The organism is Streptomyces sp. NPDC020299 (assembly GCF_044387825.1).
Classification (GTDB): Bacteria; Actinomycetota; Actinomycetes; order Streptomycetales; family Streptomycetaceae; genus Streptomyces.
This window is the reverse complement of the sequence record NZ_JBIRWL010000021.1, coordinates 117,062-130,439: the sequence shown is the minus strand read 5'-3', so window position 1 is coordinate 130,439 and position 13,378 is coordinate 117,062. Positions and strand designations below refer to the sequence as shown.

12 protein-coding genes are annotated in these 13,378 nt (G+C 71.4%); 3 read left to right on the top strand and 9 right to left on the bottom strand.

Annotated elements, in window-relative coordinates:
• Nucleotides 1-118: 118 nt before the first annotated feature.
• From ACH45E_RS38615 to ACH45E_RS38605, 3 genes are all read right to left on the bottom strand, one after another.
• Nucleotides 119-619, bottom strand: a complete 501-nt coding sequence (locus ACH45E_RS38615) for a hypothetical protein (RefSeq protein WP_361451960.1) — start codon at nt 617-619, stop codon at nt 119-121.
• Nucleotides 620-752: 133 nt separating this feature from the next.
• Complete coding sequence (locus ACH45E_RS38610) at nt 753-1,844, bottom strand: branched-chain amino acid aminotransferase (protein WP_361451963.1); 1,092 nt, start codon at nt 1,842-1,844, stop codon at nt 753-755.
• A 253-nt stretch (nt 1,845-2,097) separates the two neighbouring features.
• Nucleotides 2,098-3,141, bottom strand: coding sequence for a 3-isopropylmalate dehydrogenase (locus ACH45E_RS38605; RefSeq protein ID WP_361451966.1), 1,044 nt, complete (start codon nt 3,139-3,141; stop codon nt 2,098-2,100).
• A gap of 169 nt (nt 3,142-3,310) precedes the next feature.
• On the opposite strand from ACH45E_RS38605, the gene ACH45E_RS38600 reads away from it, so the two are divergent.
• Complete coding sequence (locus ACH45E_RS38600; protein ID WP_361451969.1) at nt 3,311-4,873, top strand: metallophosphoesterase family protein; 1,563 nt, start codon at nt 3,311-3,313, stop codon at nt 4,871-4,873.
• A 57-nt stretch (nt 4,874-4,930) separates the two neighbouring features.
• On the opposite strand, the gene ACH45E_RS38595 is transcribed toward ACH45E_RS38600, so the two are convergent.
• From ACH45E_RS38595 to ACH45E_RS38575, 5 genes are all read right to left on the bottom strand, one after another.
• Nucleotides 4,931-5,062 carry a hypothetical protein gene (locus tag ACH45E_RS38595; RefSeq protein WP_015493350.1) on the bottom strand — a complete coding sequence of 44 codons (132 nt, stop codon included), beginning with the start codon at nt 5,060-5,062 and terminating at the stop codon, nt 4,931-4,933.
• A gap of 275 nt (nt 5,063-5,337) precedes the next feature.
• A complete protein-coding gene (locus ACH45E_RS38590) occupies nt 5,338-5,877 on the bottom strand; it encodes a GNAT family N-acetyltransferase (RefSeq protein ID WP_361451972.1) in 540 nt (179 codons plus the stop codon).
• A gap of 4 nt (nt 5,878-5,881) precedes the next feature.
• Nucleotides 5,882-6,757 carry an alpha/beta hydrolase gene (locus ACH45E_RS38585; protein WP_361451975.1) on the bottom strand — a complete coding sequence of 292 codons (876 nt, stop codon included), beginning with the start codon at nt 6,755-6,757 and terminating at the stop codon, nt 5,882-5,884.
• Between the two features lie 96 nt (nt 6,758-6,853).
• On the bottom strand, nt 6,854-8,485 hold the full coding sequence (gene pruA, locus ACH45E_RS38580; protein ID WP_361451978.1) for an L-glutamate gamma-semialdehyde dehydrogenase: 1,632 nt from the start codon (nt 8,483-8,485) through the stop codon (nt 6,854-6,856).
• A 152-nt stretch (nt 8,486-8,637) separates the two neighbouring features.
• The gene (locus tag ACH45E_RS38575) at nt 8,638-9,564 is read right to left on the bottom strand and encodes a proline dehydrogenase family protein (protein ID WP_361451981.1); all 927 of its coding nucleotides are present in this window, start codon (nt 9,562-9,564) and stop codon (nt 8,638-8,640) included.
• A gap of 164 nt (nt 9,565-9,728) precedes the next feature.
• Between ACH45E_RS38575 and ACH45E_RS38570 the strand changes: the two genes are divergently transcribed.
• A complete protein-coding gene (locus ACH45E_RS38570) occupies nt 9,729-10,934 on the top strand; it encodes a helix-turn-helix domain-containing protein (protein ID WP_361451984.1) in 1,206 nt (401 codons plus the stop codon).
• A gap of 60 nt (nt 10,935-10,994) precedes the next feature.
• Here the strand turns inward: ACH45E_RS38570 and ACH45E_RS38565 are convergent, their stop codons facing one another.
• Nucleotides 10,995-11,573, bottom strand: coding sequence for a TetR/AcrR family transcriptional regulator (locus ACH45E_RS38565; RefSeq protein WP_361451987.1), 579 nt, complete (start codon nt 11,571-11,573; stop codon nt 10,995-10,997).
• 97 nt (nt 11,574-11,670) lie between these two features.
• Here ACH45E_RS38565 and ACH45E_RS38560 point away from each other — a divergent pair, with 97 nt between their 5' ends.
• A complete protein-coding gene (locus ACH45E_RS38560) occupies nt 11,671-13,230 on the top strand; it encodes an MFS transporter (protein ID WP_361451990.1) in 1,560 nt (519 codons plus the stop codon).
• Nucleotides 13,231-13,378 lie beyond the last annotated feature (148 nt).

Here is a 13,378-nt window from a genome sequence, read left to right as displayed (position 1 = left end):
GGTGGTCACTGCGGACCGGCGCGCCTGCTGCCAATAATCATGGCGAACGAGAGCACGGGGGCAGTCTGGCACAGCTCCGCGCCCGGCTCACGGACCGTCTCAGGATGCGGTCGTCGCTTCACACGGCGTCAGGGAGCGCTCGTACGGCGTCGGGCAGGAAGTGGGTCTCGTACGGCCCGTAGCAGTCGGCGAACAGCGTCGCCACCTCGGCCCCGCACCCCGGGCACACCCAGTTCGGCCCATTCCGCCCAGGGGGCCCGCAGCACCCGAACTCCGTGCAGGCGGGGTTGGGCTCCAGGAGTCCACGGGTGTCCTCGGGGTGGACGACCAGCGTGTCGCGCGGCCCGGCGGACATCAGGCACCCCGGTCCGTCCGGGTCGGAGACGGCCACGCCGGGGACCGCCGCCCCCATCCACTCCGGGTCCGGGTGCGGCACGTACGGCGCCCCGCTCGGCTGGGGGTCGACGGCGTACGTGCCGCGGGGCACGGTGGACGGGGCGTGCCGCGAGCCGTCGGGGTTCTTGCGTCCGTCGTGCTCCGGGCGTTCGGGCAGTACGGGGAGCAGCCGCAGCGGCTCGCTGAGACGGCGGCCGCAGGCCGCGCAGACCAGGACGTTCACCCGTATGTTCTACCGGAGGGCGCCTTCTGCCGGAGGATGTTTTCCGCCCGGAGAACTCCCCCTGGGGGCCGCCACGGACAGGGGCCGCCGTGGACACGGAGTCCGGGGCGGCCCCGAGGAAGGCGGGTGACGGCTAGCCGAGCTTGCGCATCCAGCCGTGCTTGTCCTCCGTGATGCCGCGCTGGACGTCCAGCAGGGCCTGGCGGAGCTTCAGGGTGACCTCGCCGGGCTCGCCGTCCGACTGCTTCCACTCGGCGCCGGTGCTGCGCTTGACCGTGCCGACGGGGGTGATGACGGCGGCGGTGCCGCAGGCGAAGACCTCGGTGAGGGTGCCGTTCTCGGAGTCGCGCTGCCACTGCTCGACGGAGACACGGCCCTCCTCGGCCTGGTAACCGAGGTCGCGGGCGACGGTGAGGAGGGAGTCGCGGGTGACGCCTTCGAGGATGGAGCCGGTCAGGGTCGGGGTGACGATTTTGTCGCCGTACACGAAGTAGAGGTTCATGCCGCCGAGCTCCTCCACCCACTGGTGCTGCACGGCGTCGAGGTAGCAGACCTGGTCGCAGCCGTGGACGGCCGCCTCGGCCTGGGCGAGCAGGGAGGCGGCGTAGTTGCCGCCGGTCTTGGCGTCGCCCATGCCGCCGGGGACGGCGCGGACGCGGTCCTCGGAGACCCAGATGGAGACGGGCCTGACGCCGCCCGGGAAGTAGGCGCCTGCCGGGGAGGCGATCACGAGGAACAGGTATTCGTTGGCGGGCTTCACGCCCAGGCCGACCTCGGTCGCGATCATGAAGGGGCGCAGGTAGAGGGACTCCTCGCCACCGTGGGCCGGCACCCAGTCCTTGTCCTGCTGGACCAGCGCGTCACAGGCCTCGATGAAGGTCTCGACGGGCAGCTCGGGCATGGCCAGGCGCTTGGCGGAGCGCTGGAAGCGCTTGGCGTTCTGGTCCGGGCGGAAGGTGGCGACGGAGCCGTCGGGGCGGCGGTAGGCCTTGAGGCCCTCGAAGATCTCCTGGGCGTAGTGGAGAACGTTGGTGGCCGGGTCCAGCGGAATCGGCGCGTACGGAACGAGCTGGCCGTCGTGCCAGCCCCGGCCCTCGGTCCACTTGATCGTCACCATGTGGTCGGTGAAGTGGCGGCCGAATCCGGGGTTCGCCAGGATCGCCTCGCGCTCGGCGGCGGGGAGCGGATGGGCGGACGGCTTGAGCTCGATCGTGGGCGTCGTCATGAGTGCTTGTCCTTCACCGGTTGTAGTGACGGGCCGCGCTCACGCCCGTACGGCCTTCCGGCCAGTGCTAGGACGTCCGAGCATTCCTTCGTACCGCGGCTCCGCGTTCGATTATCGCGTGGGGAGCTGTGGTGGAAGGAATCGGGGTGAATGCGGCCCCGGGTTGATGGTGGCACCCGGCGGGGACATGGGGGAAGCCGCCGGGCGCTGATGCGACCCGGCGGCTTCGAGAGGTTCGAAGTAACTCGGCGGGTCAGCCGGCTACTCGTACGGCGAGCGCGTCGCCGATCTCGGAGGTGGAACGGGCGGGCAGCTGGGCGCGCTCGCCGAGGTCGGCGGAGACCGCCTCCTCGATCCGGGTCGCCTCGCCCTCGTAGCCGAGGTGGCGCAGCAGCAGGGCGACGGACAGGACCGTGGCGGTGGGGTCGGCCTTGCCCTGGCCGGCGATGTCCGGGGCCGAGCCGTGGACGGGCTCGAACATGGACGGGAACTCGCGGCCGGGGTTGATGTTGCCGGAGGCGGCCACGCCGATGCCGCCGGAGACGGCCGCGGCGAGGTCGGTGATGATGTCGCCGAACAGGTTGTCGGTGACGATGACGTCGAAGCGCTCGGGCTGGGTGACCAGGTAGATGGTCGCCGCGTCGACGTGCATGTACTCGGTGGTGACCTCGGGGAACTCCGCGGCCACCTTGTTGAAGATGTTGGTCCACAGGTGACCGGCGAAGGTCAGCACGTTGTTCTTGTGGATCAGCGCGAGCTTCTTGCGCGGGCGGGCCTGGGCGCGGGCGAAGGCGTCGCGGACGACCCGCTCGACACCGAAGGCCGTGTTGACGGAGACCTCGGTGGCGACCTCGTGCTCGGTGCCCTTGCGGATGGTGCCGCCGTTGCCGGTGTACGGGCCCTCGGTGCCCTCGCGGACCACGACGAAGTCGATCTGCGGCTCGCCGGCGAGCGGGGTGGCGACACCCGGCAGGAGCTTGGAGGGGCGCAGGTTGACGTGGTGGTCGAAGGCGAAGCGGAGCTTGAGCAGGAAGCCCCGCTCCAGGACGCCGGACGGCACGGACGGGTCGCCGATCGCGCCGAGCAGGATGGCTTCGTGCTGCTTGAGGGCGTCGAGGTCGGCGTCGGTGAGGGTCTCACCGGTGGCGTGGTAGCGCTTGGCGCCGAAGTCGTACTCCTTGGTCTCCAGCTTCACGTCCTCGGGAAGGACGGCCGAGAGGACCTTGAGGCCTTCGGCCACGACTTCCTGACCGATGCCGTCACCGGGGATCACTGCGAGATCGATGCTGCGAGACATGCCGGGAACCCTACTCCTCGTCCCATGGGATGACATGGACTGTCCGCCATACGGACGGCATCGGGCAGGGGTGGAGGCACCCGGGCGGGGGGGGTCGGCGTCATCCTGTTGGCCGCTGTTCACCCGTATGTGGGCCCGGTGTTGGGTTGCGCTGGGAAGTTCTCACGACATGGAGACCCCTGACTTCGGCATTCCGCGGCGGCTCGCGGAGCGGATGAGCATGGCCGAGCAGTACGAGTACCTGCGCACCCGGTTCACCCGGCGCCGCACGCTGGTGACGGCGGGCGCGGTGGCGGGCGGGCTGCTGACCGGCTGCGGGGGGACGCGGACGCCGTCCCGTACGTCCGGCGCGCCCGCCCCGGCCGCCTCCCAGGTGTCCGGTTCGGTCGTCACCCCGTTCGGCCGTCATCTGGCCTTCGGTGCCGACCCGAGGACCCGGATGCGGATCTCCTGGCAGGTGCCGTTCCCGGTGAGGAAGCCGTACGTGCGTGTCGGCCTGCGGCCGGACGAGCTGGGCCGCCGGATCGAGGCCGAGGTGCGCCATCTGCACACGCCCGGGGTGCGGGGAGTGCGGCCGACGGTCGAGCAGTACTACGTGCACGCGGCCCTGGACGGCCTGAAGCCCGGCACGACGTACTACTACGGCGTCGGCCACGACGGCTGGGACCCCGCCTCCCCCGCCCACCGCTCGACCATCGCCCCTTTCCGGACCGCGCCCGCGACTCCGGAGAGCTTCGTGTTCACCGCCTTCGGCGACCAGGGCGTCGGCACCGGCGCGAACGGCAACGACCATCTGCTGCTGCGCCTGAAGCCCGCCTTCCATCTGCACGCGGGCGACATCTGCTACGCGGACGTCAACGGGGCCGGTTCGAAGTCGGACGGCTACGACCCCACGTTCTGGGACCTGTTCCTGAAGCAGACCGAGCCGGTGGCGAAGTCGGTGCCGTGGATGGTGACCACCGGCAACCACGACATGGAGGCCTGGTACTCACCGGACGGCTACGGCGGCCAGCTGGCCCGCTTCTCCCTCCCGGACAGCGGCTTCGACCCGCACACCGCGCCGGGCGTGTACGCGTTCACATACGGCAACGTCGGCTTCGTGGCCCTGGACGCCAACGACGTGTCGTACGAGATCCCCGCCAACTTCGGCTACACCGGCGGCAGGCAGACCAGCTGGCTGGACCGCAGGCTGGGTGAGCTGCGGGCGGCGAAGGGCGTCGACTTCGTGGTGGTGTTCTTCCACCACTGCGCCTACTCGACCTCGCAGCACGCCTCCGACGGCGGTATCCGCAAGGAGTGGCTGCCGCTGTTCGCCAAGCACAGGGTCGACCTGGTGATCAACGGGCACAACCACGTGTACGAGCGGACGGACGCCATCAAGAACGGGCGGGTGGCCAGGACGGTGCCGATCGGCGGGTCCACGGACCCCGCGCGGGACGGGATCGTGTACGTCACCGCGGGCGGCGGCGGCCGGGCCCTCTACTCCTTCCCGTCGGGCGTGAAGGACAGCTACGAGGGCCACGTCACCCGGCACGACGCGGTGAAGACCTTCTACTGGACCAAGGGGAAGAGTCCGCAGGCGGAGGCGGTGGAGTGGTCCCGGGTGCGGTACACCGGCTTCTCGCTGCTCTCGGTCGAGGCACGGGCGGGCGCGTCACCGCGGCTGAAGGTGTCGGCGCTGGCGCAGGACGGCAAGCGGGTGGACCACTTCGAGGTGCGGCGCGGCGGGTGAGGCCGCGCCGCGCCTCGAACGGGTGCGGCTCCCGGTTCGTGGGGTGCGGCGGCCGGCTCAGTGGCCGGTCTCGCCGCCGTTGTCGCGGCGGTCGAGGGCGCGCTGGAGGGCGGCGGCGGCGTTCTTGCGGTCGGACTCGCTCGTGCGGGACACGTGGCGGACTCGGCGGCGGACGGTCGTCTCGGCCATGGAAATCGACTCCTTCGGCACACGGGGGTGCGGAGAGACAGAGGGGTTACGAGACGCCGGATGGGGCGGGGAGCGGTGCCGCAGGGGTTGCCTGCACGGGGCCCGGCTCACGACCGCCATTCGCTTGGTCGAGCGAGACGTTCGGCTCCTACAAAAGTAAGGGAGTGCCACGCTCCTGTCTCTACAATTAGTCGGACTTCCTACTATCTGAGACGGCGAATTGCGTCACACCGCTGTGACCTGCGGTTTCCTCTCCCGCAGAGGGAGTACGACCCTCACATGACGTCCCCGTCCCGCCAGTCGAAGAGGAGTTCGTGCGCGGGGTCGGGCGGGCCGGCGAGCGCGCGGCGCAGATAGGTGCTGTCCTCCTCGTCGGGGAGGCGGACGATCCCGTCCGGGGAGAGGGCGTGGATCCGGCCGGTCCACAGCTGCCAGCCGCGTGCCGTGTAGAGGGGGGCGCCGTCCTCGCTCGCGGAGAGCGCGCCGAGGTCGTACGCCCGGTCGACGATCCGCTCCAGGGCGCCCATCACCTGCCCGCCCAGTCCGGTGCGGCGCACGTCCGGGCGTACCGCCACGGCCTCGACATGGCCGACGCGCAGCCAGCGGCCCCGGTGACGTGCGCGGCGCATGACCACCGAACCGTGCGCGGCGAGCCCCGTGTCGTCGAGCACGAGGGCGTGCATGCCGCCGAGCCCGTGTTCCCAGTCCTCGTCGGAGAAGTCGCCGTCGAAGGCGTCGGCGAGGAGGGCGCGGGCGGCCCGGAGTTCGGCGGGGTCGAGGTCGGCGGTGTGGGCGGTGCGGAGGCGGGTGGTCACGGGGTCAGTATTCATCGCCCGCCTCCGCACCCAAGGCGTCCCGGAAGCCCTTGGGGTCCTCGACCCACGGCAGGTGCCCGGCCTCCGGCAGGACCACCCGGCGTACCCGGGGCAGCGCACGCTCCAGGGAGTCGACGGCCGTCCGGGGGCGCATGTCCCGGGCGCCGTCGATGATCGTCACGGGCAGGTCCAGAGCCTGGCAGGCGGTGAACAGCTCACGGGTGCCCCAGTTCCGCTTCCGCTCCTCGTTGAGGGCGTTGTTGCAGTCGGTGTTGACCGCGAACCAGGGGTCGGCCATGCGGCCGGCGTGTTGCGGGGCGTGTTCCCGGTCCTCGAACTCGATGGACCACCGGAGCACCGCGAGCTCCCGATCCTCGACCTCCGTGCGCCCGGCACGGTCGGTCAACTCCTGCCAGCGGGCGAGCCGTTCGGGACGCTCGCCGAGCCGGGCGCGGAAGTTCGCCGCGTAGGCGGGATGCCAGTCGGCGTCAGGGCCGATGCCCGTACCGCTCACGTAGACCAGCGCACTGACCCGCTCCGGGTGGGCCAGCGCATAGCTCAGCGCCAGTTGCGCGCCCCAGGAGTGGCCGAGCAGCGCCATCCGGTCCAGCCCGAAGTGCCGTCGTACGGCGTCCAGATCGGCCACGAACCGCTCGGTCGTCCAGGGCCCCGCGCACCGCTGGGAGCGCCCGCAGCCGCGCTGGTCCCAGCGGACGACCGGGGTCAGGTCCGCCAGGAGTCCGGCCACGTCCTCGAACATGTCCCACAGGCCCGGCCCGCCGTGGCACAGCACCAGCGGCGCGCCGCCCCCGCCCGAGCGGGCCGCCCACAGACGTACACCGTCGTCGGTCTCGACCGACTCGCTCTCCACCAGGGTCATGGGAGAAGTCTGCCCGGGCGCGTGCGGCACGGGCATGGAAACGGGCCGGGAAGCCACGCTTGTGGCAGGCTTCCCGGCCCGTGCTCGCGAGGGCGGTCAGCCCATGTGCGGGTAGATGTAGTCGGTCGGCGCGACCAGCGTCTCCTTGATGGCGCGGGTCAGGGTCCAGCGCGTCAGGTTCTGCGGGGCGCCGGCCTTGTCGTTGGTGCCGGAGGACCGGCCGCCGCCGAAGGGCTGCTGGCCGACGACGGCGCCGGTCGACTTGTCGTTGATGTAGAAGTTGCCGGCCGCGTAGCGCAGCTTCTCCATCGTGTACGCCGCCGCCGCGCGGTCGTTGGCGATGACCGAGCCGGTCAGGGCGTAGTCGGACACCGACTCCATCTGGGCCAGCATCTCGTCGTACTTGTCATCGTCGTAGACATGGACGGCGAGGAACGGGCCGAAGTACTCGGTGGTGAAGACCTCGTTCTCCGGGTCGGTGCACTCGACGACCGTCGGGCGGACGAAGTAGCCGACCGAGTCGTCGTAGCTGCCGCCCGCGACGATCGTGCAGCTCGGGTCGGCCTTCGCGCGGTCGATCGCCGCCTTGTTCTTGGCGAAGGAGCGCTCGTCGATGACCGCGCCGATGAAGTTCGAGAAGTCGGTGACGTCGCCCATGGCGATGCCGTCGATCTCGGCGGCGAACTCCTCCTTGAAGCCGGAGTTCCAGAGGGACGCCGGGATGTACGCCCGGGAGGTCGCCGAGCACTTCTGGCCCTGGTACTCGAAGGCACCGCGGGTCAGAGCGGTCTTGAGGACGGCACGGTCGGCGCTCGGGTGGGCGACGACGAAGTCCTTGCCGCCGGTCTCGCCGACCAGGCGCGGGTAGGAGCGGTACTTCTCGATGTTGGCGCCGACCGTCTTCCACAGGTACTGGAAGGTCTTCGTCGAGCCGGTGAAGTGGATGCCGGCGAGGTCCCGGTGCTCCAGGGCGACCTCGGAGACCGCGATGCCGTCGCCGGTGACGAGGTTGATGACGCCCTTGGGCAGGCCCGCCTCCTCCAGCAGCCGCATGAGCAGCACGGCGGCGTGGGTCTGGGTCGGGGACGGCTTCCAGACCACGACGTTGCCCATCAGCGCGGGCGCGGTGGGCAGGTTGCCCGCGATGGCGGAGAAGTTGAACGGGGTGATCGCGTAGACGAAGCCCTCGAGCGGGCGGTGGTCGAGGCGGTTCCAGACGCCCGGGGAGTTGGCCGGGGGCTGCTCGGCCAGGATCTGGCGGGCGTAGTGGACGTTGAAGCGCCAGAAGTCGACCAGCTCGCAGGGGCTGTCGATCTCGGCCTGCTGGGCGGTCTTCGACTGGCCCAGCATGGTGGAGGCCGCGATGGTCTCGCGCCAGGGGCCGGCCAGCAGCTCGGCGGCGCGCAGGATGATCGCCGCGCGGTCGTCGAAGGACATCGCGCGCCAGGCGGGCGCGGCGGCCAGGGCCGCGTCGATGGCGTCCTTCGCGTCCTGCTGGGTGGCGTTGCGGTAGGTGCCGAGCACGGCCTTGTGGTTGTGCGGCTGGACGACCTGGAAGGCCTCGCCGCCGCCCATCCGCTTCTCACCGCCGATGGTGCAGGGCAGCTCGACCGGGTTCTCGGCCAGCTCCTTCAGCTTGGCCTCCAGCCGGGCACGCTCGGGCGAGCCGGGGGCGTAGCCGTGCACCGGCTCGTTGACGGGGGTGGGGACCTGGGTCACAGCGTCCATGGGTTCCGTAACTCCTTACTGAGCGGTGTTGCGAGCTTGGGAGGGGCGGGCGGGGGTGGACTCAGCCCTTGCTGACCATCGACCGCAGGCTGTGCTTTCCCGGGGGACGACCCCCGGACCCCCGGCAGGTGCCGAGGCGTAGCCACGTTGAATCAGTCACGCGTGATCATGCTCCGCAGGAAGAACCGCAGGTTGGCCGGCTTCTCCGCCAGGCGGCGCATGAAGTAGCCGTACCAGTCGGTGCCGTAGGCCGTGTAGACGCGCATGCGGTGGCCCTCGGCGGCCAGCCGCAGGTGCTCGTCGCCGCGGATGCCGTAGAGCATCTGGAACTCGTACTCGTCCAGTTTGCGCCCGGCGCGGTGGGCGAGTTCCTGGGCGATGGTGATCAGGCGCGGGTCGTGGGAGCCGACCATCGGGTATCCCTCGCCGTCCATCAGGATCCGCAGGATCCGGACGTACGCCTTGTCGATCTCGTGCTTCTGCTGGTAGGCGACCTCGGCGGGCTCCTTGTAGGCGCCCTTGACCAGGCGGACGCGGCTGCCGCTCGCGGCGAGGCGGCGGGCGTCGGCCTCGGTGCGGAAGAGGTAGGCCTGGATGACGCAGCCGGTCTGCGGGAAGTCCTTCCGCAGCTCCTCGTGGATGGCGAACATCGAGTCGAGGGTGGTGTGGTCCTCGGCGTCCAGGGTGACGGTCGTACCGATGGCGGCGGCGGCCTCGACGACCGGGCGGACGTTGGCCAGGGCCAGCTCGTGACCGCCGGGGAGGGCCTGGCCGAACATCGACAGCTTGACGGACATCTCGACCTTCTCGCCGAGCCCCAGCTCCGCCAGCCGCTCGACGAGGCGCAGGTAGGCGTCGCGGGCGGCGGCGGCCTGCTCGGGCGTGGTGATGTCCTCGCCGACCACGTCCATGGTCAGCTCAAGGCCCTTGGCGGTGAGTTCCTCGATGATCGGGACGATGTCGGACGCCGTCTCGCCGGGGATGAAACGGTCGACGACCTGCTTCGTCACCGGGGCCGCCGAGATCAGGCGTCGCATCCGGTCGCTGCGCGACGCGGCGAGAATCACGGGACCCAGCACGGGGCACCTCCACACAACAAGGCCGAAGAGGGCCGTTACCCGACCATTCGGGTACGGCACGGAGAACCACCGTGAAATTTAAGGATCCCTCCGATCGTCGGCCATCGACAGCTGTCACGCATCCGTTCACCGGATCTCAGACAGATGTATGAAGCGGCGCGGATATGGGGCAGAATGCCCGGGTGATGTCCGATGCCGGGCCCTTCAAGAACGCGGGTGACTATCAGGAGCTGGTGGATGAGCTCTCGGAGCTGCTGGGCGTTCCGGCGACCCTGGAGAACCGCGATTTCGAGCTGATCGCCTTCGGTGCGTACGACAGCGAGGGCGACCTGGACGCCTCGGCGCTGGACCCGGTGCGCACCCGCTCGATCCTGACCCGGCGCTCCACGGCCGCGGTCCGGACGTGGTTCGAGGGCTTCGGCATCACGCGGGCGACCGGCCCGGTCCGCATCCCGCCGACCCCGGAGGCGGGGGTGTACCGGGGGCGCATCTGTCTGCCCGTACGCCATCGGGGTGTCGTCCTCGGGTACGTCTGGCTGCTGGACGACGACCCGGGGCCGAGCGAGCGGCAGCTGACCGCGGCGATGGGGGTCGCGGCCCGGATCGGGGCGCTGCTGGCGGACGAGGCGCAGCACGGCGCCGACCTCACCCGGGAACTGCGGGCGGTGCTCACCGCCGAACGGGGCTGGCCGCGGGACATGGCGGTGGCCGAGTTGCGCACGGCCCTCGGTGCCCGCGCGGACGGTCCGCACACGGTGGTGTGCGTGGCGCCCTGGCCGTCCGCCGACCCGGACGACGCGCCGTCGGTCCGTACGCTGCCGGGCGCGACCGCGCTGTGCGCGGTGCCGTGGGGGCTGGCCGCGCACTCGTTGGCGCTGCTGGTGCGGCTGCGGTCGACGCAGACCGTGACCCCGGCGGTGTCGGCGGCGGGGCGGTTGCTGGAGCGGGCGGCCGGCGGGGCCGTCGCCGCGGGGGTCGCCGCCGCCCGGCTGGGGCTGGCCGAGCTGGGGAGCGCCTGGCAGGAGGCGTCCGCGGCGGCCCGTGCGGCGCTGGCGGAACCCCGGTTCGGGCCGGTCGCCGAGTGGGCGCAGATCGGCCCGTACCGTCTGCTGACCTCGCTGCCGCCCGAGGCCGCCCACGATCCCGTCCTCGTCCCGCTCCTCACCCCCGCCCACCAGGAGCTGGCCCGCACCGCCGAGGTCTACCTCGACTGCGCGGGCCAGGCCGGCCGCACCGCCGCCGAACTGGGCATCCACCGCCAGACCCTGTACTACCGGCTGTCCCGGGTCGAGCAGCTGACGGGGCTGGACCTCGACGACGGCGAGGACCGGCTGCTGCTGCACATGGCGCTGAAGGGGGCGCGGCTGTGAGGCTTGCCGCCGGCGGCCGGCTCTCGATGGCCGGTGCGGGACGCGCGTACCCGCGTACGACTATGAACGAGTCGCGCCCTCGATCACCTGGCGGAGGCCCTCGGTGAGGGCGTCCGCGTCGGGTGCGGTCTTCGCATCGAAGGTCCACTGCGCGATGAGGCCGGTCATCAGCGTGAGGTAGAACCGGCCGAGGGTGTCCGCGGTCTCGTCGGACACCTCCTCCTCCGGTACGCCCATCAGCAGCGCGACGAGGCCCCGGCCGCCCTCGCGCTGGGCGCGGCCCAAGGTGTCGCGGACCTCGGGCAGTTCAATGGTCATGACCTCCATGCTGAGCCGCCATACCGAGCCGGGCTCCCGCATGCTGTCGACGATGCCCTTCCACACCACGCGGAACCGCTCCAGCGAGCCGGGAGCTCCGTCGATCCCGTCGTCCCCGGCCGCGCCGAAGCCGTCGGACATCCCCTCCACCAGCGAGATGTAGGCCTGCGCGAGCAGCGCGTCCTTCGAGCCGTAGTGGTAGCCGATCGAAGCCAGGTTGGTGCCCGACTCCTTGACGATGTCGCGCGCCGTGGTGCGCGCGAAGCCCTTTTCCAGCAGGCAGCGCTTGGCGCCTTCGAGCAGATCCTCACGGTGTCCCATGCGGACATCCTACTCCGCGATCCATACAGCCGTCCCATACAGATGACTTATACGTTCGTTCTAGACGAGCGTTTAATACGCGTGTACATTCCTTGGCATGACGAACTCGACGAGCACCACCCCGACCGCCCTTGCGGGACGCCGCGAATGGACCGCTCTCGGCGTACTGATGCTGCCGCTGCTGCTGGTCTCGATGGACGTGTCCGTCCTCTACTTCGCGACCCCCGCGATCAGCGCGGACCTGCACCCGACCGGCACCCAGCAGCTGTGGATCTTCGACATCTACGGCTTCGTCCTGGCCGGCCTGCTGATGACGATGGGCTCGCTCGGCGACCGCATCGGCCGCCGCCGGCTGCTCCTGATCGGCGCCGCCGCCTTCGGCACCGCCTCGGTGCTCGCGGCCTACGCGAACAGCGCCGAGACGCTGATCGCCGCCCGCGCGGTGCTCGGCATCGGCGGCGCCACCCTGATGCCGTCGACCATGGCCCTGCTGCGCACGATGTTCACCGACCCCGGCCAGCGCGCGAAGGCGATCGGCCTGTGGTCCGGCGTGATGACGGGCGGGATCGCGCTCGGCTCGGTGATGAGCGGCATCCTCGTCGAGCACTTCTGGTGGGGCTCGGTCTTCCTGGTCAACCTGCCCGCGATGCTGCTCCTGCTGGTCCTCGGCCCGGTCCTGCTCCCCGAGTCCCGCAGCGCGGACCCCGGCCGCTTCGACTGGGTGAGCGTCCCGCTGTCGATGGCCGCCGTGCTCCCCGTGATCTACGGCCTGAAGCAGATCCCCTCCGAGGGCTGGCACCTGCGGTACGTCGCCTCGGTCGCCGTCGGCCTGCTCTTCGCCGCACTGTTCGTCCAGCGCCAGCGCACCGCGAAGGCCCCGCTGATCTCGCCGGCCCTGTTCCGTGCCCGCGGCTTCACCCCGTCGATCGTGCTCACCCTGGTCTCCGCCTTCGGGATGATGGGCTCGGCCCTCTTCACCACCCAGTACCTGCAGTCGGTCCTCGGCAAGAGCCCCCTCGCGGCCGCGCTGTGGAGCCTGCTCCCCTCGGTCCTCATCGGCGTCGCGGGACCGGTCACGGCCCTTCTCGTCCAGAAGGGCGTCAACCGGGGGTACGTCATCGCCGCCGGCTTCGCCGTCACCGCGGCCGGCTACGGCATGCTGGCCCTGACCGGCACCGACTCCCTCTGGCTCACCCTCGCCGCCGCCGGCGTCCTCGCCTCCGGGGTCGTCATGGTGATGTCCCAGCTGTCCGACCTGGCCATGAGCACCGCCCCGGTCGAGCAGGCGGGCGCGGCCTCCTCCGTCATGGAGACCGGCACCGAGTTCGGCGGCGCCCTCGGCATGGCGGTCCTCGGCTCCATCGGTGCGGCCGTCTACCGCCACGAGATCCCGGCCTCGGCCCCGGCCGCGGCCCACGAGACCCTGGGCGGCGCCCTCGCGGTCGCCGACCGGCTCCCCGGCCGGGCGGGCGAGGCCCTGACCGCGGCCGCACGGGAGGCGTTCACCAGCGGGATGCACGCGGCCGCGCTGGCCGGGGCGGTGCTGCTGGTGGCGACGGCCGTGGCGGCGGCGGTGACCCTGCGGCGGATCCAGGTGCCGGAGGCTCAGCCGGCCGTGGAGGTCGAGGAGCCGGAGAAGGAGAAGGTGGCCGCCTGAGAAGGCGGCGGAACACCGAAGCGGCGGGGGGGGGGGGGGGCCCCCCCCCCCCCCCCGGGGGGGGGGGGGGGGGCCGCCCCCGGGCGCCCGGGGGGCGCCAGCGGGCGGCGACGGGGTCGCGGGGGGGCGGCCGGGGGCCCCCCTCCAC